Origin of the sequence: Pelagibacterium mangrovi (assembly GCF_036662815.1) — a bacterium.
In the GTDB taxonomy this organism is placed as follows: Bacteria; Pseudomonadota; Alphaproteobacteria; order Rhizobiales; family Devosiaceae; genus Pelagibacterium; species Pelagibacterium mangrovi.
The window spans coordinates 40,176-60,947 of the sequence record NZ_JBAFXA010000001.1 but is presented as its reverse complement, the minus strand read 5'-3'; the positions used below and the strand labels follow the sequence as shown (position 1 = coordinate 60,947).

Sequence of the window (20,772 nt, the reverse complement as noted above, 5' to 3'; positions counted from 1 at the left end):
AGACAGATGTGGTGATCCGCGCGCGGCCACTCCGCCACGGGACACGCTAAAGACAGGTGGATTTATGCGTATAACGATGATCGGATCCGGATATGTGGGCCTTGTGAGCGGGGCGTGCTTTTCCGATTTCGGCCATGAGGTGACCTGCGTCGATCTCGACGCCGGCAAGATCGAGCGGCTCGAGCAGGGCATCATCCCGATCTTCGAGCCCGGCCTCGATACGCTGGTCAAATCCAATGCCGCCGCCGGCCGCCTGTCGTTCACGACCGATCTCGCCAGCGCCGTTTCCGATGCCGACGTGGTCTTCATCGCGGTGGGCACGCCCTCGCGGCGCGGCGATGGGCACGCCGATCTTTCCTACGTCCACGCCGCCGCCGCCGACATCGCGCGGGCGCTCAAGGGCTTTACCGTTATCGTCACCAAATCGACGGTTCCCGTGGGAACCGGCGACGAGGTGGAGCGCATCATCGCCGACACCAACCCAAACGCCGATTTCGTGGTGGTTTCGAACCCCGAATTCCTGCGCGAAGGCGCCGCGATCGACGATTTCAAGCGCCCCGACCGCATCGTGATCGGTCTTGAGGACGAGCGCGCCCGCCCGGTCATGGAAGAGGTCTATCGCCCGCTCTATCTCAACCAGGCGCCGCTGATGTTCACAGGACGGCGCACGGCTGAACTGATCAAATACGCGGCCAATGCCTTCCTCGCCATGAAGATCACCTTCATCAACGAGATGGCCGATTTGTGCGAGAAGGCCGGCGGCGACGTTCAGGCCGTTGCCCGCGGTATCGGGCTCGACAAGCGCATCGGCTCGAAATTCCTCAACGCCGGACCCGGATATGGCGGAAGCTGTTTTCCCAAGGACACCCTGGCCCTGGTCAAGACCGGCCAGGATTTCGACGCGCCTTTGCGGCTTATCGAAACGACGGTCTCTATCAACGACAACCGCAAGCGCGCCATGGGCCGCAAGGTGATCGCGGCGTGCGGAGGCAATGTGCGCGGCAAGACGATCGGCGTATTGGGCCTGACCTTCAAGCCCAATACCGACGACATGCGCGACGCGCCCTCGATCGCCATCATCCAGACCCTGCTCGACGCAGGCGCGACGATCAGAGCCTATGATCCCGAGGGCATGGAAATGGCCAGGCCCATGATCACCGGCATCCAATATTGCGTCGACGCCTATGACGTCGCAAGAAACGCCGATGGGCTTGTTCTGGTGACCGAGTGGAACCAGTTCCGGTCCCTCGATCTGGGCCGCATCAAGGACGCGATGACAACCCCGTCGCTGATCGACCTGCGCAACGTCTATCGCCGCTCCGAGGTCGAAAAGGCCGGCTTTGCCTATGCCTCGATCGGACGCAGCGAACTCACCACCGATCATGAGACGCGCGTGGACGCCGCCGAATGAGGCGTTCATCACCGGGTTCGGTGGGCTTCATGAACTTTCATCTCGCACAATGCCGAATTGCCGACGGCCATCGGGTCGTCGGCTTGACACGCCCGAGCGACGGGACACGCTGACTTAGAAAAACACGCCGGTCACTGATTATCTGGGGGGATAATGACCACGAGGAAGGCACTGATTACCGGGATCACCGGTCAGGACGGCTCCTATCTGGCCGAATTGCTGCTCGAAAAGGGGTATGAGGTGCACGGCATCAAGCGCCGTGCTTCACTCTTCAATACCCAGCGCATCGATCACCTCTATGAGGACCCCCACGTCGAAAACGCCTCGATGAAACTCCATTATGGAGACCTGACCGACACGTCCAGCCTGACCCGGATCATTGCCGATATCGAGCCCGACGAAATCTATAATCTGGGCGCCCAGTCCCACGTTGCCGTCTCTTTCGAGGCTCCAGAATATACAGCCGATGTGGATGCCATGGGCACGCTCCGATTGCTCGAAGCGATCCGGTTTCTGGGGTTGGAAAAGAAAACCCGCTTCTATCAGGCATCGACGTCCGAACTTTTCGGACGCGCCCAGGAAACGCCGCAGAGCGAAACGACGCCCTTCTATCCGCGCTCGCCCTATGCCGCCGCCAAGCTTTTCGCCTATTGGACGACAGTCAATTATCGGGAAGCCTACGGCATTTATGCCTGCAACGGCATCCTGTTCAATCACGAGAGCCCGAGGCGCGGCGAAACTTTCGTCACGCGCAAGATCACCCGTGGCCTGGCCAATATCGCGCTCGGGCTCGAAGCCTGTCTCTATCTTGGCAATATCGATGTGCTCCGCGACTGGGGTCACGCCAGGGACTATGTCGAAGTGCAGTGGATGATGCTGCAGCAAAAAGAGCCCGAGGATTTCGTCATCGCTACCGGCAAGCAACATTCGGTGCGCGAATTCCTGATCTGGGCCACCTCGGACCTTGGCATGACGCTGGAGTTTCAAGGCAGCGGCGCCGATGAAATGGCCATCGCAGCCGAGGTGGACCGCACGCTGGCGCCAAGCGTCAAGCCGGGCGACGTCATCATGAGGATCGACCCGCGCTATTTCCGTCCGGCGGAGGTGGACGCCCTTCTGGGCGATCCCTCCAAGGCGAAATGTAAGCTCGGCTGGGAGCCGACGATAACGGCACGGCAGATGTGCAGGGAAATGATCCAGGCCGATTTCACCGCCGCCCGGCGCTACGCCCTTCTAAAGCAGCACGGGCTCGATCTGCCCGTCAGCGTCGAAGCTTAGCACAATGGCTTGGGGGCTCGAGAACAAGCGGATCTGGGTCGCCGGCCACCGGGGAATGGTCGGGAGCGCCCTCGTCCGGCGCCTGGCCGGCGAACCCTGCGAAGTGATCACCGCCGGACGCGAAACGCTCGATCTGACGCGACAGGCTGAGGTCGAAACTTTCATCGCCGAGACCCGGCCCGATGCCATCGTCCTTGCCGCCGCGCGGGTCGGCGGCATTCTCGCCAACGATACTTATCCGGTGGATTTTCTCGTCCAGAACCTTCAGATCGAAACCAATATCTTCGCCGCCGCGCACGCCAGCGATGTGGACCGGCTGCTCTTTCTCGGTTCGAGTTGCATCTATCCCAGGCTCGCGCCCCAGCCCATCGCCGAAGACGCGCTGCTGACCGGGCCGCTCGAACCCACCAACCAATGGTACGCCATCGCCAAGATCGCCGGCATCAAGCTTGCGCAGGCCTATCGCAAACAATTCGGCCGCAACTACATTTCGGCAATGCCCACCAATCTCTACGGGCCCGGCGACAATTTCGATCTTCGCTCCAGTCACGTGCTGCCGGCCCTCATCCGCAAGGCGCACGAGGCCAAGCAAAGGGGCGATGCCGCGATCACCATCTGGGGCACCGGAACGCCGCGCCGTGAATTCCTGCATGTAGATGATTGCGCCGATGCTCTGGTGTTCCTGCTCAAATCCTATTCGGGCGACGAGCACGTCAATGTCGGCTCTGGGCGGGACCTCACCATTCTCGAGCTGGCGCAAAAAGTTTGCGCGACAGTGGGATTTGCCGGCACCATCCGAACCGATCCCGCCAAGCCCGACGGCACGCCCCGCAAGCTCATGAGCAACGGCAAGCTCAGGGCCATGGGTTGGACACCCACGATTTCGCTCGATGAGGGTATAGCCGATACCTACCGATGGTTTCTCACCCACAAGGCAGAGGAACCGCTTTCGTGAAGCTGCTGATCCTCGGTCTCAATTACGCGCCCGAACGCGTCGGCATCGCCGTCTATACGGCGGGAATGGCACAGGCGCTCGCCGCAATGGGACACGAGGTTCAGGTGATTGCGGGACGCCCCTACTACCCTGCCTGGAAGATCATGGAGGGACACAGTTCCTATACCTATGCGCGGGGCGTGGAAAATGGGGTCGGCATTACCCGCGTTCCCCATTTCATTCCCAAAACACCCTCGGGCGGCAAACGGCTGCTCCACCACGCAAGCTTTGCCGCCGCGTCGCTCTTCCCGCTGCTCGAACGCGCCCTGCGTTTCCAGCCCGATATCGTCATGACCATCGCCCCTTCCCTTATCGCCGCCCCGGTGGCGCGCATGGCGGCACGATTATGCGGCGCGCGCTCCTGGCTGCACATTCAGGATTTCGAGGTCGAGGCCGCGTTTGCCACCGGACTTCTCGAAGACACGGGCACGATGGCCCGGCTGGCCCGGTCGTTTGAAGCCAGGGTTTTAAAGAGCTTCGATACCGTCAGCTCCATTTCACCCCGGATGTGCCGCAGGCTCGTCGAGAAGGGCGCCGCACCGGAAGCCATATACGAATTTCGCAACTGGGCGGATATCGGCGCCATCTTTCCGCTTGCGGCCCCTTCGTCCTATCGTGCCGAATGGAATATCCAGACGCCCCATGTGGCGCTTTATTCGGGCAATATCGCCAACAAACAGGGCATCGAAATCATCCTCGCTGCCGCCCGATCGCTCGCCCACCGAAAGGACCTCACCTTCATCGTCTGCGGTGACGGCCCCAACAGGCGCAATCTCGAAATGAAGGCGGCGGGGCTGCCATCGCTCCGATTCCATGATCTTCAACCCAAGGAGCGGCTCAACGATCTGATGGGGCTGGCGAGCATTCATTTGTTGCCGCAACTGGCCGGAGCGGCCGATCTCGTCCTCCCCTCCAAGCTGACCAATATGCTGGCATCGGGCCGGCCTGTCGTTGCAACCGCCGAACGGGGCACTGGGCTTTACGATGATGTCGAAGGGTGCGGCATCGTCACCCCGGCGGGCGACGCCACCGCCTTTGCCAGCGCCATCGAGCGGCTAATCGACGATCCCCCGATGCACGCAAAATTATCGGCTGCCGCAAGAAAAAGGGCAAAGCAACGCTGGAGCGGAGAGGTCATTCTAGCCGCGCTGGACGCACAATTGCGCCGCGCGACCAACGCCGCATCCCTGGTTCCATCACAGCCATGACGGACCGCAAGGCTCTCAATCTGGCACTTCTTATCGGTAGCTTTGGGGCCGGACAGGGCTCGATCTTTCTCGCCCAGACCTGGCTCCTCGCTCACGGACATCTCGACCTCATCGCCCTGTTCGGCACCCATTTCTCCTTTGCCATCCTGTTCATCCTCATCGTCGATTGGGGCGGGGTCACCGTGCTGGCGCGCCAAACCGTGATCGGCACCACCACCGCAGAACCCGAACGGCAGGTTTGGCAAGCCTATTGGCAAATCAGCGCCTTCCGCCTGATCCTCGCCTTTATGCTGGCTGGCTCGGTTGCCGTCCTTGCTCTGGCAGCCGGCCATCCCTTCACGACCACCTACGCGCTTTTCGCGAGCCCGGCGCTGCTGTTCTGGGCGTTCAATGCGACCGGCATCATAGACGGATTGAAGATCAGCGGCCTTGGCGGCCTGGCGGGCACGCCGCCCTATATCCTCTCCGGGCTGACCCTGTTTCTATGCGCCGGCGCGCCGCTCGCCCAAACCGGTGCATGGCTGGGTAGCGCTCTTTCGATTGGCTACGGTCTCTCGCTCATCATGCAGATATCCGTGTTGCGCACGACACGCTATCGCCCGCGCTGGATCGCGCCACGGGCCGGGACGATCCGCCAATCGGGCGCGGCGGGCCTGGGAGCTCTTTGGACCATGCTGCCGGGCCAATTGTATTTCCGTATCCAGCTCGTTCTGGCTGCGGTCTTTCTCGGTCCGGCGGCGGTGGCCGTCCTGGTCTATGCCAAGCAGATCGTATCAGGCTTTTCCCAGGTGATCGCGTTCATGCGGCGTATTGAATTTCCCGATCTCGTCGCACGGCTGGAAAATGGCGCCTCTTTCCCTCTCTCCAAAATCTTCCACGTCCAGCGCAGGGGAACGATCGTCGCCTTCGTTTCGGCAGCGTTGATCGGCGCTATCGGCACAGCCGTGCATTTTCGTTTCGAGGGCGCGCTCGCCCAAGCCGGTGGAGCCGTCGCGATATTTGCGCCGACCGTTCTTTCGGGCGCTCTCGCCTTGTCGTGCATCCAGGGCTTGAACGCGCACGGCCTTTATGCCCGCGCCGCCTGCACCATGCTCGCATCCATCGCCCTGGGCTCCCTATTCAGCAGCGCGACGGCGCTCATTCCAGCCCTCGCCATTTTCGCCATCGCCGACATGCTCGCCAATATCTTCACAATCGGCGCCGTGGCATTCTTCCTCCGGCGGCGTTACCGGCCGATAGGCGGTCTGGCATAAGATGTATTTTCTCGCCCTTTCGGTCCTGTCGCTGGCGATTGCAGCCCTGCCCTGGAAGGTCAGCCTTCTCGGGCGCGTCCTGGGGCTTTTGTCGGCGGCATGGTGCTGGGTCTACGGAAGCGCCGTCTTGACCGGCCGTGCTCCGCTGGGCGTAGGCGCATTGGGCAATTTCGTCGGCCTCGATCCGTCTCCCTGGGGCGGCGAAGGGATCACCGCCGGTCTGGGCTTCCTCCTGGCGCTGCTCGCCGCCACGACCTACCGCAAACAGGCCCGCCGCCTCTCGTTGGAAACGTTCAAACTCCGCCCGCCGGCATGGCTGATGTTTTGGGTTCTGGCTTTCGCCTGGCTGTCGGCAATCTATATCGCGGCCACCCTCGGGCTTGAAAACATTTTCGCCTATACCGGCTATGGGTCGATCAAGGCACTCAACGAAATCTATGACGGCAATGTCGTCGGCCGTCTGATCGCCACGGGCTTTCGCCTCACGACGATGCTGCTCATCGTGATCTGCATCCATGCCTGGGCAAACGGATCGAAGCGGTATGTTTTCCTCGCGCTGCCCGCCATTGCGCTCGCCTTTGCCATAGGCCTCGCCGAAGCCAGCCGGATCGTATCGGTCTATTTCGGCCTGGCCGCCATAGGCTTTCTGTTGGTCGGGAAGCGGTTGGGGGCACTCGTCATGAGCGCCCTGGCATTTATGGGCGTAGCCTACGCCCTCGAAGCGCGCGGCAATCCTGCCCTTGGATTGACCTATCTCCCTCAATATGTGGCAGCGGCGCTGCAAAACGAAGCCATTCTCGAAAGCGTCCTGACCAATGTGTCCTCGGGCCTTCTGGTCACCTCGGCAAGCATGAAAATCGCCATTCCCGACGCATATGGACTGGATTTCAAGCTCCTGTCCTTCATGCCCACCATCGATGCGATCGACGGGTTCCAGACAAGCAAGGCAATCTTCGAGCAACGGGTACTCGGCCACATTCCGTTCAACGGCTTTGCGGAGGCCTGGCTGTTCGGCCCGCACTATCTGATCGGCTTCTGGGCACTACTTGCCTTGAGCGTTCTGGCCGTCAATTCCTCAATGCGCTACGGGTCTTTCCGTTTCTGTTGCTGCTCTGCGTTTTCTGCCTGGGATGGGTTTTGATATCGCAATACCCGATTAGAAACGGATTGCGGTATTTCTATCTCGTCCTCGCCATGCGGGCGGCACTGCCCCTCGTTTATAATTGGTTTCAAAGGCGGGCCGCCCGCGCATATGACGACCCCGCCTTGGGATGGCGTCCGTGAGGATCGTTCACTATTCGACCTCCCTGAGCCGATCCGCCGGAGGGTTGTATTATTCGGTATCCGGCCTTGCCCTTGCGCAACAAAAGGCTGGTGCCGAAGTCATCGTTATTGGCGGCGCCGACTCCCATTTCGCACAGGACCGGGCGCAGTGGGGCGAGCTCAAACTCAACCCCCATGATCTTCGCCTTGGCCGCTATGGTTTCGCGCCATCCGTTTTTTCCCGGCTGAACGCGCTCGCGCCCGATATCGTGCATATTCACGGAATCTGGTCGGCGGCCTCGATCTACGGCCGGGCAGCAATTGCAATGGATTTGCCCGTGGTCGTTTCCCCGCGCGGCATGCTCGATCCCTGGATTCTGGCACGAAGGCCGAGGCTCAAGGCGCTTCATGCAGCCCTCTTCGAGCGGCCCATGCTGAAAAAGGCCCATCTCCACGCCCTCAACCGAACCGAAATGCAATCGGCCATCGGTTTCATGCCCGATCTGGCCGAGCGGATTTTCGTACTCCCCAACGGGGTTCCCCATGCCGAGCCCGCCTATCCAGCCGCCCGTACTGGCGCCCTTTATCTGGGCAGGCTGCACGAGAAAAAGCAGGTGCTCGAACTCATGGATGCGTGGTCCGCCAACCCAGGCCTTCGGAATCATAGGCTCACCATCGCCGGTTGGGGTGAGAAGGCTTATGAACGTCGCGTCGCCGCCCTTGCGGATGGAAATGCCAATATCGAATTCGTCGGACCGCTTTACGACGACCACAAGGCTGCCGCCCTGCGCAAGGCCAAGGTCTTCATCCTCCCCTCATTGAGTGAAGGCCTGCCGATGGCCGTGCTGGAAGCCCTTCAATATGGCGCGGTGCCCATCATCACCGACCAGTGCAACCTGCCCGAGCTGTTCATCGATGGCGCCGCCATACGCATGGCCACCGATTTCAGCGATTTCGGTGCCGTCGCCGCATCGGTCCTCGCCTGGGACGAAGCCATATTCGCGGCGCGTTCGGACAAGGCCCGGGCCTCTGCCCGACGCTACCTGTGGTCCAATATCGCCCGTGAGATGCTTGACCGATACCAAACCATACTGGACGCCAAACGATGACCGAACCACGATCCGATAGTTCCGGCATCCTCGACGCCCGCGTCTCGCGATCGCGCACGGGCGGTCCCAGTTTCTCGTTCAAGCACCGGCTGACGCGAGCGCTGTGGGTGCTCGTCTGGACCATCGGCGCCGCCTGGACACCGCCACCACTGCACAAATGGCGCGTTTTTCTCCTGCGCTGCTTTGGCGCGCGGATCGACTGGAGCGCTCGCATCTACGGGACCACCCGCATCTGGTATCCCGCCAATCTCGCCATGGGCCGCAACGCCGTGATCGGCCCTCGGGTCAATTGCTACAGCATGGCGCCGATAATTATCGGCCCGGACGCCATAATCTCGCAGGGCGCGCATTTGTGTTCCGGCACCCATGACGTCGATGACCCCCATTTCCAGCTTCAAGCCTTTCCCATCACCATCGGCCCCAGTGCGTGGATCGCCGCCGAGGCCTTTGTCGGCCCCGGCGTCGAAATCCACGAAGGCGCCGTGCTGGGTGCGCGCGGCGTGACGGTCAAGGATTTGGCCGCCTGGACGATTTATGCCGGCAATCCGGCCCGCCCCATCCGCGACCGCCAGCAAAGCTTTGCCGAAACGGTCTAGCCAGCAAAAAACCGGCGCGCCACCACGCCATATCCCGCGTCGTTGAGGTGGATGGCATCGCTGCGCAACGAAGCGGGAACCACGTCGTTTTCGATGTCGGCGGCGTCTTCCACCGGATCGCCGGCCGCGATCAAAGCCGAACGGATGTCGAGAAAACGCGAGCCGTAAAGCGTGGCGAGATCGTCATTGAGCGCCCGGATGGCTGCATGCGCGGGCGAACCGGCAATCTCGGTTTCCGAGTTGAGAATGCCTCCCACCAGATAACGGCCATGGCCCAGATGGGCAACCATCGCCGCGATATCCGCCTTGACCGTTTCGGCATTGCCGCTGTTGTTCCGCCCCGCCCAAATCCATGCCGTGTGCTGACGAAGGGAAATCGCTTCGTCGGGGATAAAGGGCGTGCCGGGCAAACATTCGATCTCCCCGCCTTCCTCGTCGCGAATAAAGGTCCAGTTGCCCAACGCGTCGGTGCTCATCACGCCATGCACATTTGCAAGAGTACCCGGCAGCGAACCGCTGAAATTGCCGCTATCGACCAGCACGTTGACCGATTTTTCAATCACGGCAACAGGCCGCCCCGCCGTAAAGGCGAGATTTGCAACCCGCACGGTATTGGTCGACGTCCCGATATAGAGCGCCAGCGTGGTTGCTCCTTCCGCCGCCAGCGTGCCCGAAACCGAAACGCCAGTCCCGCTGCCCGCTACGCCGCTGCCCCCGCTGACCCACGAGCCGGCGCCGGACGACCCATCCGGAGTGATGGTGGAAACGAGCCCTATTTGCATCGAGCCGGCCCCCGACATATCGAGTTCGACTTTCCATACAGTGCCGGTGGCCAATCCGCCGGCGACATCGAGCCAGCATTGCGCCCCGCCCTGCGGACCTCCCTTCCCGGCAATGAGAAGATCGGCGCCTTCGATCGTCAAAACCGCCGCGTCCGTCGTCGGGCGCGGATACCATCCCCCGATACCCTCGGAAAAATCCCAATGCCATTTGCGCAGGGCCGGAATGGCATTTCCCTCCACGGTGACGGCGATGGGTATGCCGCCCTGCCGCGCCGCAATCTGCGTCGAACTCTGCCCGCCGATGCCGCGATTGAGAACCACCCGTTGGGGGTCGAAAAGGCTCTCCGCGATTGCCGGATAGCGCGCTGCCGCCGACGACGCGCCGGTCGAGCGCGTAAGGCTGTCGCCCCAGGCCACGATCGGGCCGGTGGCGGCAGGCATCCCCGAACGCGTCTGGCCGTAAGCCGGCCCACCTGCCGCAAAAAGGCCCAGTCCGAACCCGGCCATCAGTAAAGTCCCACGATCGATGAAGCCGTGGTTCCCGGCAGGACCCGCCTCACCCTCACCGGCAGGAGCGCACCATCGGCGACGTTCTGGAACGTCACCGTCTGGCCCCATTCCATTTCCACGGCGAGCGTACCTCCGGTGCCGATATAAAGCGCCCGCGTCACCCTTTCCAACGGATCCGTTCCACCCGGCGTAATCGCAAACCCGCCGCCCGCCGGGTCCGATCTGTCGGCCGCACGTGTTTCCAGTTTCGTCATGCCCATTCTCCCTGCCCTTGCATCAAATGCCGGGAAGAATAGGCGCGCGCCGGGGAGCGGGGATTACTTCGCGCTAGAGCGCTTTCAGCAAAAGTGGATTGAGCGCTTCGAAGAAAAGCGAAAATGCTCTAGGCGCGGCCGAATTCATCCTCCACCCGGATAATATCGTCTTCACCCAGATAGGAGCCCGTCTGGACCTCGATCAGTTCGAGCAGGATTTTGCCGGGATTGGACAATCGGTGGATAGCCCCCTGGGGGATATAGACGCTTTCGTTCTCGCGCAGCGTCCTCTTCTCCTCGCCCACCTGCACTTCGGCTGTGCCGCGCACCACGACCCAGTGCTCGGCCCTGTGAAAATGCTTTTGCAGGCTCAACCGCTTGCCCGGCTTGACGAACAGGCGCTTCACCTGGAAGCGCTCGCCATTGAGCACCGAGGAATACCCGCCCCAGGGCCGGTAGCTCGTCTGGTGCGTCTCGGTCAGATCGCGGGTCTGGGGGTCCGATTTGAGCGATTTGACCACCGCCCCCACCGCCTGCGCCGCCGAGAGCCGCCCCACGAATATCGCGTCCTCGCTGGCCAGCACTGCAATGTCGTCCAGCCCATCGACGACGACGTGATGCTTTTCGGAAATAACCAGCGAAGAGGAAAGGCCGGTAAGAGTCACGGGCCCGATGCCGAGATTGCCTCGGCTATCGCGCTCGCCCGCCTTCCACACCGCGTCCCAGGACCCAAGATCGGACCAGGCAATCGAAGCCGGAACGACGGCGGCCCTGCCGGTCTTTTCGAAAATCGCATAATCGATCGAAATATTGGGGGCCTTTGCGAAGCTTTCGGCCTCCAGCCGCAGGAAATCGAGATCGGTCACCGCATGGGCAACCGCCGGTTCGACCGCCGAAACGATCTCGGGGGCAAGTGCGCTGCATTCGGCGAGAAAGACGTCGGCGGCAAAAACGAACATCCCCGAGTTCCAGAAATAATTTCCCGCCTCGATCATGGCACGGGCATTGGTCTCGTCGGGCTTTTCGACGAAACGGGCGACCTTGTGCGTGCCCGATCCATCGCGTTCGCCCGCCTCGATATAGCCGAAGCCTGTCGCAGGTTCGGTGGGAGCGATACCGAAAGTCACCAGCATCCCATTTCGGGCAGCAGTTTCTGCTGCATCGAGCGCGGCGGTGTAAGCGGCATCGACGACGATCCTGTGATCGGACGGCAGGATATGGAGGACCCTGTCCGTCTGCTCCCGCGAGGCAAACAGCGCTGCCGCGATGATGGCCGGCGCGGTATTTCTGGCCACCGGTTCGAGGATGATGCCGGCCAGCCGCAATCCGAGCTCCTGGGCCTGTTCGGCGACCAGGAACCGGTAATCCTCATTGGTCACCACGATAGGCTCGCCATAGCGGGAATCGCCCGCCAGCCGCAGCAGCGTGTCCTGAAACAGGCTGTGATCGTCGACAAGGTTGAGGAATTGCTTGGGCCGTGACGATCGGGACATCGGCCACAGCCGCGTCCCCGAGCCGCCGGCAAGGACAATAGGCGTGATGCGCGCGCTATCGGTCTGCATGGCCGTTTTCCTTCCGTTCAAAATAATCGCCTAGCCTTGCCATCATCGCCTCAAGCAGACGATCGGTCCCCCCGGCTGTATCGGTCTCGACATAGCATCGCAACTCCGGCGCGTTGCCCGATTGGCGGAAGTGAACGACCGATCCGTCACCGAGCGCCAAACGCGCGCCATCGGTATTGTCGATCGATGCCGGCTCGGCCAGAAGCGGCGCGAAGGCATGGCGCGTTTCGGGCGAACCCGCCATGGCGGCAACGAAATCCCCACCGTCTTGCGGGGAAATTTCCTCAAGTCGCGCGGCTTTCATGACCCTCGCCGGAAGCGATGCGGCAAGCGCCGAGACCGACGTCCCTTCCGCCTTGGCGGCTGCGAGCACCGCAACGAGCGGCAAAACCGCATCGCGCGTGGGCAGCGGCGCAAGCATTCCTCCATCGAGCCTGAACGGGGTTTGCACCAAAAAGCCCCCATTGGCTTCGAACCCCACCACATCTCCCGAGGCTGCGGACATCGCCTCGACGACATAGGGCGATCCGATCCGGGTCCGCAGAACGCTCTCGAACCATCCGCTCATTTCGATACCGCTTGTCGAGGTCAGCGGGGTTACCACCACGCCAGCGCGCAGGAATCGAGCAGTGAGCGCCCCCAGAACGTCGCCATTGATCTGGGTTCCGGTTTCATCGAGCAGCAGGGGGCGGTCCCCGTCCCCATCGGTCGAAACGATGGCATCGAGACGATGTTCGGCAAGAATGGCGCGCATTGCATCCATATGCTCCGAACTCACCGCCTCGGTGTCGACGGCAACGAACCGATCCAGCCGCCCGAAGACGTGGCATTGCGCGCCGAGCTGCTCGAGGATATCGACCAGCAAATCGCGCCCCACCGCTGAATGGGCGAACACCCCCAGCCGCATCCCGGCCAGAACGGTTGGCGCAAAGCTCTCGGTGAAGCGAGCCACATACGCCGATGCAATCGCCTCCTCGACCGGCGGCATCTCAATTCGATCGAACGACCACTTCGAAGCCGGTACCTCCCGCGCGGCTGCGCTAATCGGTTCTTCATCCGATTTGAGCAGTTCGCCATCGGGCCGGTAGAATTTGAGGCCATTATAGGCCGGCGGAATATGGCTGCCGGTGACCATGATCGCCGGGATGGCCCGCGCCAGAGCATGGGCCGCCAGCGCGGGCGTGGGCACATCACCCCCGTTTATAGGACGCCATCCCCTGGCCGAAACCGCCCCCGCGACCATCGCGGCGATCGATGGGCTCGAACCCCGAAGATCGGTCCCTATCGCAACCTCACGGTACGCGGCCTTCGCGCCGGCGACGTCGAGAAACGCCGAAACGAACGCCCCCACCAGTTCGGGCGTGAACCCTTCCGCCGGCCCCCGCAATCCGGACGTGCCAAAGCCGACGGTCTGAGCGGAAGAGGACATGGGCAATATTACTCTATTCTAGCGGGACGAACCCATATATCGCGTTCGACGGCTATGGTCGATCGAAGCGTCCGCTAACCCCTGTAATAGCCGCTGTAACTCCTGCCATAGCGCGTTGGCCCGCGCACCTGCTGGTTGAGCACGCCAAGCACCGGCGCCTGGGGCTTCTTGGCCTGGTCGAACCGCCCCAGCGCCGCGCGAACCTCGGTTTGCGCTGTCGAGGACCAGCGCACGACAAACAGCACAGCATCGGCATATTGGGCAAGATAGAGCCCATCGACGACCGGCAGCACCGGGGGCGTATCGAGGATCACCACCTCGAAATTCGCGGCCGCCGCCGCCACCAGCCGGGAGAACGCATTGCTGGTGACCAGCTGGTCGGTCGGAATATCGGACCGCTTCGATCCCACGATGACGCTCAAACCCGTTTCCTCGTCGCGCATGATGATCGAAGAGAGCGTTTCCGCCTCGGTGCGCGCGGCGAGGAATTCGAAAAGCCCCACTGCCGGTTCCACGCCCAGATGCTTGTGGATGGCGGGGTCCAATTCCTCCTGGGATCGGATCATGTTCTCCCGCGCCAGGCCGAGCCGTGCCTGAAGCACCTCACTCGCCGCCAGCATGCCCTCGATCTTGGAACGGGTCTGGCCTTCGATATACGCCTCGGCCACGGCATTGGCCAATTGCGCCGATTTTTGCGGATCGTGCGATCGTGCCCCAACCGAAATCACATAGGTAAGCCCGCGCCGTTGCACGGTAACGGCATCCTTGAGCCGGCTGAGCGCAGACTGCAGCGCCGCTTCGCCCCGGGGCGCATCGGCATGGCCAAACAAGGCCATGATCCGGCCGCCCACCCCCAGCCGCATCCCGAACTCGGGATCGGAGACGAGTTCGTTGGCGGCGACCACCTCAAGAAGCACAGCGTCCGAACGCAGGATTTCGACTTCTGAATCCACCCGGGCATTGTCCGAAACCGCCGTGGCCAACTGTGTCTCGGGATCGATCAGATTGCTGCGCGATCCATCCACCAGCACCAGCGCCGATGCCGTAAACATCGGGGTCAATGCAAAAATGGCGATACCGGCGAGCCCCAGGCAGGCGACCAGGGTCGTCACGATCAAGCCAAGCCTGCGGCGCAGCAGGTTCAATACGCCGCGAACGTCGATATCCTGGTCTTCCATGAACTCTCCGGATCAGCGAGAGAAAGAGACAAATTTGCCCTGGCCCTACCTTGGCCGACCAGACCCCGATTGTTCAACAAGTATCGGTGCTTCACCCGGTTTTAGCCGTACTGCCGTGAGCCTGCCGGTCGCATAAGCGCCGGTGTCGATGCAGATGCGCCCGTCCGACACCTTCATTTGCGGTCCCCATACCCACCAGCTCCCGGCGTTCGATTCCGGTCAAGCACCGCAATCATAATAGATTATGACGCAAAGCCGCTTCCAATTCAGCCCGAACGTTTGGGCTTGCCCTTGTGCTTGCCGGCCGGGCCGCGCTCCGCCGGCTTGGCCTTGCCACGGTATGCCGGCTTGTTCCCCGGTTTCGGGTTTTTGCGGGACTTGGGCTTTGCCTGCCACGCCGTCTCGCGCGTATCTCCTGCCGGAGCGATAACGATACCGCGCTCGGTGGCGCCGGGCTGACGGATTTGTTCTGCAAACCCTGCCGCCTTGTCGGCGGCGATCTCGAACCGAGTCTGGGTATCCTCGATCTTGATCGAGCCGACGTCGCGCTTTGTCACCCCACCGGCCTTGCAGATCATTGGCAACAGCCATTTGGGGTCGGCGCGCTGTTTGCGGCCGAGCGAGAGGGTGAACCAGACGCCATTTTCCATGTCCGGTCCGCGCGGCTCGCGCATCGGGGTCTGACCGCCCTCGTGGTCGCCCCGTTTGTCTCGCCTGGGTTTTCTGGCCTGCATCTCGGTGACAGGTAGAGGGACTATATCCTCCGGCACGGGGCGGGCCATGAGTTGCTGGCGCAAAAAGGCTGCCGCAATCCGCTCGGGGGGTACTTTGGCAAGCAGGTCCTCCACGAACGCGGCTTCCGCTTCGTCGGGCGCGGCAGCGGAAAGCACCCCGTCCATGATGTCCTTGCGATAGCGCGCCTCGATCTCGGCGATACCGGGCGCGGCGCGCAGGGTCACCGTCAGCTTGGCCAGCGTCAACACGCGTTGCGCCGCGCTGCGCCTGTGCTCGGGCACGATGAGCACGCACACGCCCTTGCGGCCCGCGCGCCCTGTCCGCCCGGAGCGGTGGAGCAGGGTGGCGGGGTTGCTCGGCACATCCGCATGAATCACGAGGTCCAGATTGGGCAAATCGATGCCGCGGGCTGCGACGTCGGTCGCGACGCACACATGTGCCCTGCCGTCGCGCATCGCCTGCAAGGCGTTGGAGCGTTCCGACTGTGCCATTTCGCCCGACAGCGAAACCACCGCGAAGCCGCGATTGGCCAGGCGCGCGGTAAGGTGACGCACCGCCTCGCGCGTGTGGCAGAACACCAGCGCGCTGGTGCTGTCGGGCCCCAGCAGCGTATTGATGACCGCGTGCTCGCGCTCGTCCCGGCGCACCAGCATCATCTGGTATTCGATATCGGCGTGCTGATCGCTCGATGCCGTCACCGCGACGCGCTGCGCATCGTTCTGGAACGCCTTGGCCAGATCCGCGATGCCGCGCGGCACCGTTGCCGAAAACATCAGCGTCCGGCGTTCGTCCGGAGCGGCGCCGAGGATGAATTCGAGGTCTTCGCGAAAGCCCCGGTCGAGCATTTCGTCGGCCTCGTCGAGCACCACGGCGCGCAGCGCACCAAGGTCGAGCGCCCCCTTGGTGATGTGATCGCGCAAGCGTCCCGGCGTGCCGACGACAAGATGAGCACCGCGCTCGAGCGCGCGGCGTTCGGTGCGCATGTCCATGCCCCCGACGCAAGTGGCGGTCCGGATCTGGGTCGCCCCGTAGAGCCAGTCGATTTCCCGCTGCACCTGAATCGCCAATTCGCGCGTCGGCGCGATGATCAGCCCGAGTGGCCGGCCGGCCGCCTCGAACCGTTCCGCCGTTCCAAGGAGCGACGAAGCGATGGCGATGCCGAAGGCAACCGTCTTGCCCGAGCCGGTTTGCGCCGAAACCAAAAGGTCCGTCGCGCCCTGGCCCCTGTTCGCCATCTCGAGCTGAACCGGGGTCAGTTGACTATAGCCCTTAGCTTCAAGCGCGGAAGCAAGAGCGGGGTGGATGGGAGCCTGCAGAAACTCTGCGTCGTTTGTGGGAGTCATCATGCGACCTCTGTGAAGGGGGCCGCATACCATGGCGGCGACCCAGATACCTAACGATTTGCGCAAGGAATGGCTGTTCCTAGCTGAGCGTCATGAGAGAAGCGTTGCCGCCCGCCGCCGCTGTATTGATGCTCGTCGAAATCTCGTCGACGAGAAGGTCGATGGCGAAAACCGCCACGCCTTTTTCCAGCCCTTCGGCAGTCGCACCCTGCACCGTGACGATGGGCCCGTCCCATTCAGCCACGGTCTCGGACATCGCCCTGCAATCGCCCTCCACCATGACGGCCCGCACCGCGCCGGGCACAAGATGGTCGACCACGCTGACCCGCTGCGCCAGATCGGCAGGGATGTCCTTCATCGCGTCTGCAAGCTCGGCCTCGTACCGGACCAGCACGCGGTTGCCAGCCGCAAGCCCCGCCGCCAGCCCATGGGCCAGCCCCGTCAGACTACGGGCGCAAACCAGAACGCTTCCCTTGGGCCGGGTGCCATATGTATTGCGCTCGCCCACCGGCCCGTCGAGTTCAACAAAGGCATTGATCGCCGGATGGCCACCATAGGTTAGAACCTGCTCGGCCAGCCTGTCGTTCCCGAGCCTTCGCGCCCAATCGGCCAGCGTCATGAGCGTCGGGCCAACCTCTCGCGGCGGCAGGCCCCAGACGACCTGGCTGGTGGTGGTAACCAGCCGCCGCAGATAGAGGGGACCGCCCGCCTTGGGCCCTGTGCCCGAAAGCCCATGGCCGCCGAAGGGCTGCACGCCCACCACAGCCCCGATCTGGTTGCGGTTGACATAGATATTGCCCGCATCGATCGCCGAGGTGACCTCTGCGATGGTGCTGTCTATCCGTGTGTGCAACCCGAAAGTCAGCCCGTATCCCAGCCCATTGATTTTCTCGATCAACCGCCCGAGCGCCTGACGCTTGAAGCGCACCACATGCAGCACCGGCCCGAAGACCTCCCGCCCCAGCCGGGAGATATCATCGAGCTCGATAATTGTCGGCGGCACGAACGTGCCGTGCTCCGCCTCTTGCGGCAGCGGCAATTGCGTAACCGCATGCCCCTTTTCCCGCATCGCGGCGATATAGCCATCGATCCCATCGCGCGCCTCCGCGGTGATCACCGGCCCCACATCGGTCGCCATCCGATCCGGATTGCCGATCGTCAATTGCGCCATGGCGCCCTTGAGCATCTCCAGCGTCCTGTCCGCCACGTCCGCCTGCAGGCACAGCACCCGCAGGGCCGAACAGCGCTGCCCAGCGCTGTCGAAGGCCGAGGCGAGCACATCGAGCACCACCTGTTCGGTCAGCGCCGAAGAATCGACCACCAGCGCATTCTGGCCGCCCGTTTCGGCGATCAGCGGCACGGGCGCGCCATTGGCGAGCGTGCGTCCGGCCAATTGCTTTTCAATCAGCCGCGCGACCTCGGTCGAGCCGGTAAACATCACCCCGCATATAGCTTCGTGTCCCACCAGCGCCGCCCCGATCTTGCCGTCGCCCGGCACCAGTTGCAGCACGTCGGGGGGAACGCCGGCGGCATGGATCAGGTCCACGGCCAATTGCGCGATCAACGGCGTTTCCTCGGCCGGCTTGGCGATCACCGGATTGCCCGCCGCCAGCGCTGCCGCAACCTGGCCGGTGAAAATGGCCAGCGGAAAATTCCACGGCGAAATGCACACCACCGGCCCCAGCGACCGATGAGTATCGTTGGCAAAGCTTTCTTTGACCTGCTGGCCGTAATAGCGCAGGAAATCGATGGCTTCGCGCACTTCGGAAATAGCGTTAGCCGCGCTCTTGCCCGCCTCGCGCATGGCCAGCGACATAAAAAGCTCCATCCGCGCTTCCATGGCTTCCGCGGCCCTGTGCAGCATGGCCGCCCGTTCGGCTGGCGCCACCCGCGCCCAGGCCGGTGCTACCTCGTGCGCCCGCATCACGATCGCACCGACCATGTCCTCGGTGGCCTCGATCACCTCGCCGACCACGTCACGATGATCGGCAGGATTTATGACCTTGCGCGCAACTCCGCCCTTCTCACTGGCCCGGGCCTTCCAGTCGCGGCCAAGGCTGTCACGCAACGCCCGATCGAGCCCGCGCAACGCCTGCTCGTTGGAAAGGTCCAGTCCGCGCGAATTGCATCGCCCTTCCGCCAGAATGTCCCTGGGCAGGTCGATCTGCTCATGGAGCGCTCCGAGCGGCGAAACCTGCCGGGCCCGCTCCACCGGGTCGACAATCAAGCGCTCGACCGGAATGTCCTCATCGGCGATCTGGTTGACGAAGCTCGAATTGGCTCCATTTTCGAGCAATCGCCGCACCAGATACGCCAAAAGCGTCTCATGGCTCCCGACCGGCGCGTATATGCGGCAGGGCCGAGCGAGCTTGTCCTCGGGCACCACCTGTTCGTAAAGCGGTTCGCCCATGCCGTGCAGGCATTGGAATTCATAGTCGCCGATCCTGAACTCCGGCCCCGCCAGCACATAGATCGTCGCCATGGTCTGCGCGTTGTGCGTTGCAAACTGCGGAAACACCAGATCACGCGCCGCCAGCAGCTTTTTCGCGCAGGCGATATAGCTCACATCGGTATGAACCTTCCGGGTGAACACCGGAAAATCGCTCTGCCCATCGAGCTGGGCACGCTTGATCTCGCTGTCCCAATAGGCGCCCTTGACCAATCGCACCATGATCCGGTGCCCCGAGCGGCGCGCGAGATCGATTATCCAATCGATCACATAGAGGCAGCGCTTGGAATAGGCCTGCACGACGAAGCCGATGCCGTTCCAGCCATCGAACTCAGGATCGGTCGCCAGCGCTTCGAGCAGATCGAGCGAGAGGTCGAACCGGTCCATTTCCTCGGCGTCGATGTTAAGCCCGATATCATAGCTCTTGGCGAGCCGCGCCAGTTGCTTGAGCCTTGGCAGCAACTGGCTCATCACGCGCCCATATTGCGTCCGCGTATAGCGCGGATGGAGCGCGGAAAGCTTGATCGAGATGCCAGGCCCTCCATAAGGCCCGCGCTGATCGGCGGCCTTGCCGATGGCATGGATCGCCCCGACATAGTCGGCCATGTAGCGGTCCGCATCGACAGCGGTGATCGCGGCCTCCCCCAGCATGTCATACGAATACCCGAACCCCCGAGCCTCCCAGGACCTTGCGTGCCTGAGCGCGTCCCGGATGGTCTGGCCGGCGACGAACTGCTCGCCCAGCATGCCCATCGCCATCCTGACGCCGGCCCGGACCACGGGCTCACCCGAGCGCGCAACCAGCCGGGAGAGGGCGCTCGACAGACCTTTTTCATCGACGGGCGTCACCAGCTTGCCGGTCACCACCAGCCCCCATGTCGCTGCGTTGACGAACACCGAGCGATCGAGCCCCAGATGCTTCTGCCAATTGCCCGGCGCGATCTTGTCGGCGATCAGAAGGTCTCGGGTGGAATTGTCCGGCGTACGCAACAACGCTTCGGCCAGGCACATGAGCGCAATGCCCTCCTGGCTCGAAAGCGCATATTCATGCATCAGCCCCTCGACCCCTGCACCCGCCCCCTTGGCGCGGATGCCCTTGACCATTCTTTCGGCGATGTTTCGGATCGCTTTTGCCTGATCGGCGGAGACAGTCGCCGCCTCGATCAGTGGCGGCACCAAATCCGTCTCGCGCGGTCGATAGGCCGAAGTGATCGCCTCGCGCAAATCGGTATCGCGGGTGAGCATCCGATCCGAAAATTGCGCAAACGGTCGTGGTCCCGACATCGCTCGATTACTCTCCATCGGCTTTAAACGGCAATTTTCGCGACGCTGAAGACGTTCCACCGCATCCTTGCTCATCCGAATGCGCGATCATAGCCGGCGGGTGGAATTTCCTTTGGAGCAAGCGCAAATTAGAA

Annotated in this window: 15 protein-coding genes; 8 read left to right on the top strand and 7 right to left on the bottom strand. The window is 62.7% G+C overall.

What is annotated here, in order from left to right; genetic code table 11:
- Positions 1-64 precede the first annotated feature (64 nt).
- The 8 genes from V4T21_RS00255 (at position 65) to V4T21_RS00220 (ending at position 9,112) form a co-directional block, all read left to right on the top strand.
- Positions 65-1,411 (top strand): UDP-glucose dehydrogenase family protein, encoded by a 1,347-nt coding sequence (locus V4T21_RS00255; RefSeq protein WP_332711420.1) that lies wholly within the window; start codon positions 65-67, stop codon positions 1,409-1,411.
- A gap of 153 nt (positions 1,412-1,564) precedes the next feature.
- A complete protein-coding gene (gene gmd, locus V4T21_RS00250) occupies positions 1,565-2,689 on the top strand; it encodes a GDP-mannose 4,6-dehydratase (RefSeq protein WP_332711417.1) in 1,125 nt (374 codons plus the stop codon).
- Positions 2,690-2,693: 4 nt separating this feature from the next.
- Positions 2,694-3,644, top strand: coding sequence for a GDP-L-fucose synthase (fcl, locus tag V4T21_RS00245; protein ID WP_332711415.1), 951 nt, complete (start codon positions 2,694-2,696; stop codon positions 3,642-3,644).
- A complete protein-coding gene (locus V4T21_RS00240) occupies positions 3,641-4,891 on the top strand; it encodes a WcaI family glycosyltransferase (RefSeq protein ID WP_332711412.1) in 1,251 nt (416 codons plus the stop codon). The genes fcl and V4T21_RS00240 overlap by 4 nt, the downstream gene beginning before the upstream one ends.
- Positions 4,888-6,144, top strand: a complete 1,257-nt coding sequence (locus tag V4T21_RS00235; RefSeq protein WP_332711409.1) for a hypothetical protein — start codon at positions 4,888-4,890, stop codon at positions 6,142-6,144. Before V4T21_RS00240 ends, V4T21_RS00235 begins: the two co-directional genes overlap by 4 nt.
- Position 6,145: 1 nt before the next feature.
- Positions 6,146-7,285, top strand: coding sequence for a hypothetical protein (locus V4T21_RS00230; RefSeq protein ID WP_332711406.1), 1,140 nt, complete (start codon positions 6,146-6,148; stop codon positions 7,283-7,285).
- 139 nt (positions 7,286-7,424) lie between these two features.
- On the top strand, positions 7,425-8,516 hold the full coding sequence (locus tag V4T21_RS00225; RefSeq protein ID WP_332711403.1) for a glycosyltransferase: 1,092 nt from the start codon (positions 7,425-7,427) through the stop codon (positions 8,514-8,516).
- Positions 8,513-9,112 carry an LbetaH domain-containing protein gene (locus V4T21_RS00220; protein WP_332711400.1) on the top strand — a complete coding sequence of 200 codons (600 nt, stop codon included), beginning with the start codon at positions 8,513-8,515 and terminating at the stop codon, positions 9,110-9,112. The genes V4T21_RS00225 and V4T21_RS00220 overlap by 4 nt, the downstream gene beginning before the upstream one ends.
- Here V4T21_RS00220 and V4T21_RS00215 read toward each other — a convergent pair.
- The 7 genes from V4T21_RS00215 to putA form a co-directional block, all read right to left on the bottom strand.
- Positions 9,109-10,401 carry an SGNH/GDSL hydrolase family protein gene (locus tag V4T21_RS00215; protein ID WP_332711397.1) on the bottom strand — a complete coding sequence of 431 codons (1,293 nt, stop codon included), beginning with the start codon at positions 10,399-10,401 and terminating at the stop codon, positions 9,109-9,111. The two genes, V4T21_RS00220 and V4T21_RS00215, sit on opposite strands and share 4 nt — an antisense overlap.
- Positions 10,401-10,658, bottom strand: a complete 258-nt coding sequence (locus V4T21_RS00210; protein WP_332711395.1) for a spike base protein, RCAP_Rcc01079 family — start codon at positions 10,656-10,658, stop codon at positions 10,401-10,403. Before V4T21_RS00210 ends, V4T21_RS00215 begins: the two co-directional genes overlap by 1 nt.
- Before the next feature lie 128 nt (positions 10,659-10,786).
- Positions 10,787-12,220: a mannose-1-phosphate guanylyltransferase/mannose-6-phosphate isomerase gene (locus V4T21_RS00205; RefSeq protein ID WP_332711392.1), complete on the bottom strand. Its 1,434-nt coding sequence runs from the start codon at positions 12,218-12,220 to the stop codon at positions 10,787-10,789.
- Positions 12,207-13,649 carry a phosphohexomutase domain-containing protein gene (locus V4T21_RS00200; protein ID WP_332711389.1) on the bottom strand — a complete coding sequence of 481 codons (1,443 nt, stop codon included), beginning with the start codon at positions 13,647-13,649 and terminating at the stop codon, positions 12,207-12,209. The genes V4T21_RS00205 and V4T21_RS00200 overlap by 14 nt, the downstream gene beginning before the upstream one ends.
- Positions 13,650-13,723: 74 nt before the next feature.
- Positions 13,724-14,827, bottom strand: a complete 1,104-nt coding sequence (locus tag V4T21_RS00195; protein WP_332711387.1) for a Wzz/FepE/Etk N-terminal domain-containing protein — start codon at positions 14,825-14,827, stop codon at positions 13,724-13,726.
- Between the two features lie 266 nt (positions 14,828-15,093).
- A complete protein-coding gene (locus V4T21_RS00190; protein WP_332712674.1) occupies positions 15,094-16,905 on the bottom strand; it encodes a DEAD/DEAH box helicase in 1,812 nt (603 codons plus the stop codon).
- A 79-nt stretch (positions 16,906-16,984) separates the two neighbouring features.
- Positions 16,985-20,638 carry a trifunctional transcriptional regulator/proline dehydrogenase/L-glutamate gamma-semialdehyde dehydrogenase gene (gene putA, locus V4T21_RS00185; protein WP_332711384.1) on the bottom strand — a complete coding sequence of 1,218 codons (3,654 nt, stop codon included), beginning with the start codon at positions 20,636-20,638 and terminating at the stop codon, positions 16,985-16,987.
- Positions 20,639-20,772 lie beyond the last annotated feature (134 nt).

Bases quoted from the DNA above. Each gene is read 5' to 3' on its own strand.
- V4T21_RS00255 (WP_332711420.1), top strand. From the start codon at position 65: ATGCGTATAACGATGATCGGATCCGGATATGTGGGCCTTGTGAGCGGG.
- gmd (WP_332711417.1), top strand. From the start codon at position 1,565: ATGACCACGAGGAAGGCACTGATTACCGGGATCACCGGTCAGGACGGC.
- fcl (WP_332711415.1), top strand. From the start codon at position 2,694: ATGGCTTGGGGGCTCGAGAACAAGCGGATCTGGGTCGCCGGCCACCGG.
- V4T21_RS00235 (WP_332711409.1), top strand. From the start codon at position 4,888: ATGACGGACCGCAAGGCTCTCAATCTGGCACTTCTTATCGGTAGCTTT.
- V4T21_RS00230 (WP_332711406.1), top strand. From the start codon at position 6,146: ATGTATTTTCTCGCCCTTTCGGTCCTGTCGCTGGCGATTGCAGCCCTG.
- V4T21_RS00220 (WP_332711400.1), top strand. From the start codon at position 8,513: ATGACCGAACCACGATCCGATAGTTCCGGCATCCTCGACGCCCGCGTC.
- V4T21_RS00215 (WP_332711397.1), bottom strand. From the start codon at position 10,401: ATGGCCGGGTTCGGACTGGGCCTTTTTGCGGCAGGTGGGCCGGCTTAC.
- V4T21_RS00210 (WP_332711395.1), bottom strand. From the start codon at position 10,658: ATGACGAAACTGGAAACACGTGCGGCCGACAGATCGGACCCGGCGGGC.
- V4T21_RS00205 (WP_332711392.1), bottom strand. From the start codon at position 12,220: ATGCAGACCGATAGCGCGCGCATCACGCCTATTGTCCTTGCCGGCGGC.
- V4T21_RS00200 (WP_332711389.1), bottom strand. From the start codon at position 13,649: ATGTCCTCTTCCGCTCAGACCGTCGGCTTTGGCACGTCCGGATTGCGG.
- V4T21_RS00195 (WP_332711387.1), bottom strand. From the start codon at position 14,827: ATGGAAGACCAGGATATCGACGTTCGCGGCGTATTGAACCTGCTGCGC.
- V4T21_RS00190 (WP_332712674.1), bottom strand. From the start codon at position 16,905: ATGACTCCCACAAACGACGCAGAGTTTCTGCAGGCTCCCATCCACCCC.
- putA (WP_332711384.1), bottom strand. From the start codon at position 20,638: ATGTCGGGACCACGACCGTTTGCGCAATTTTCGGATCGGATGCTCACC.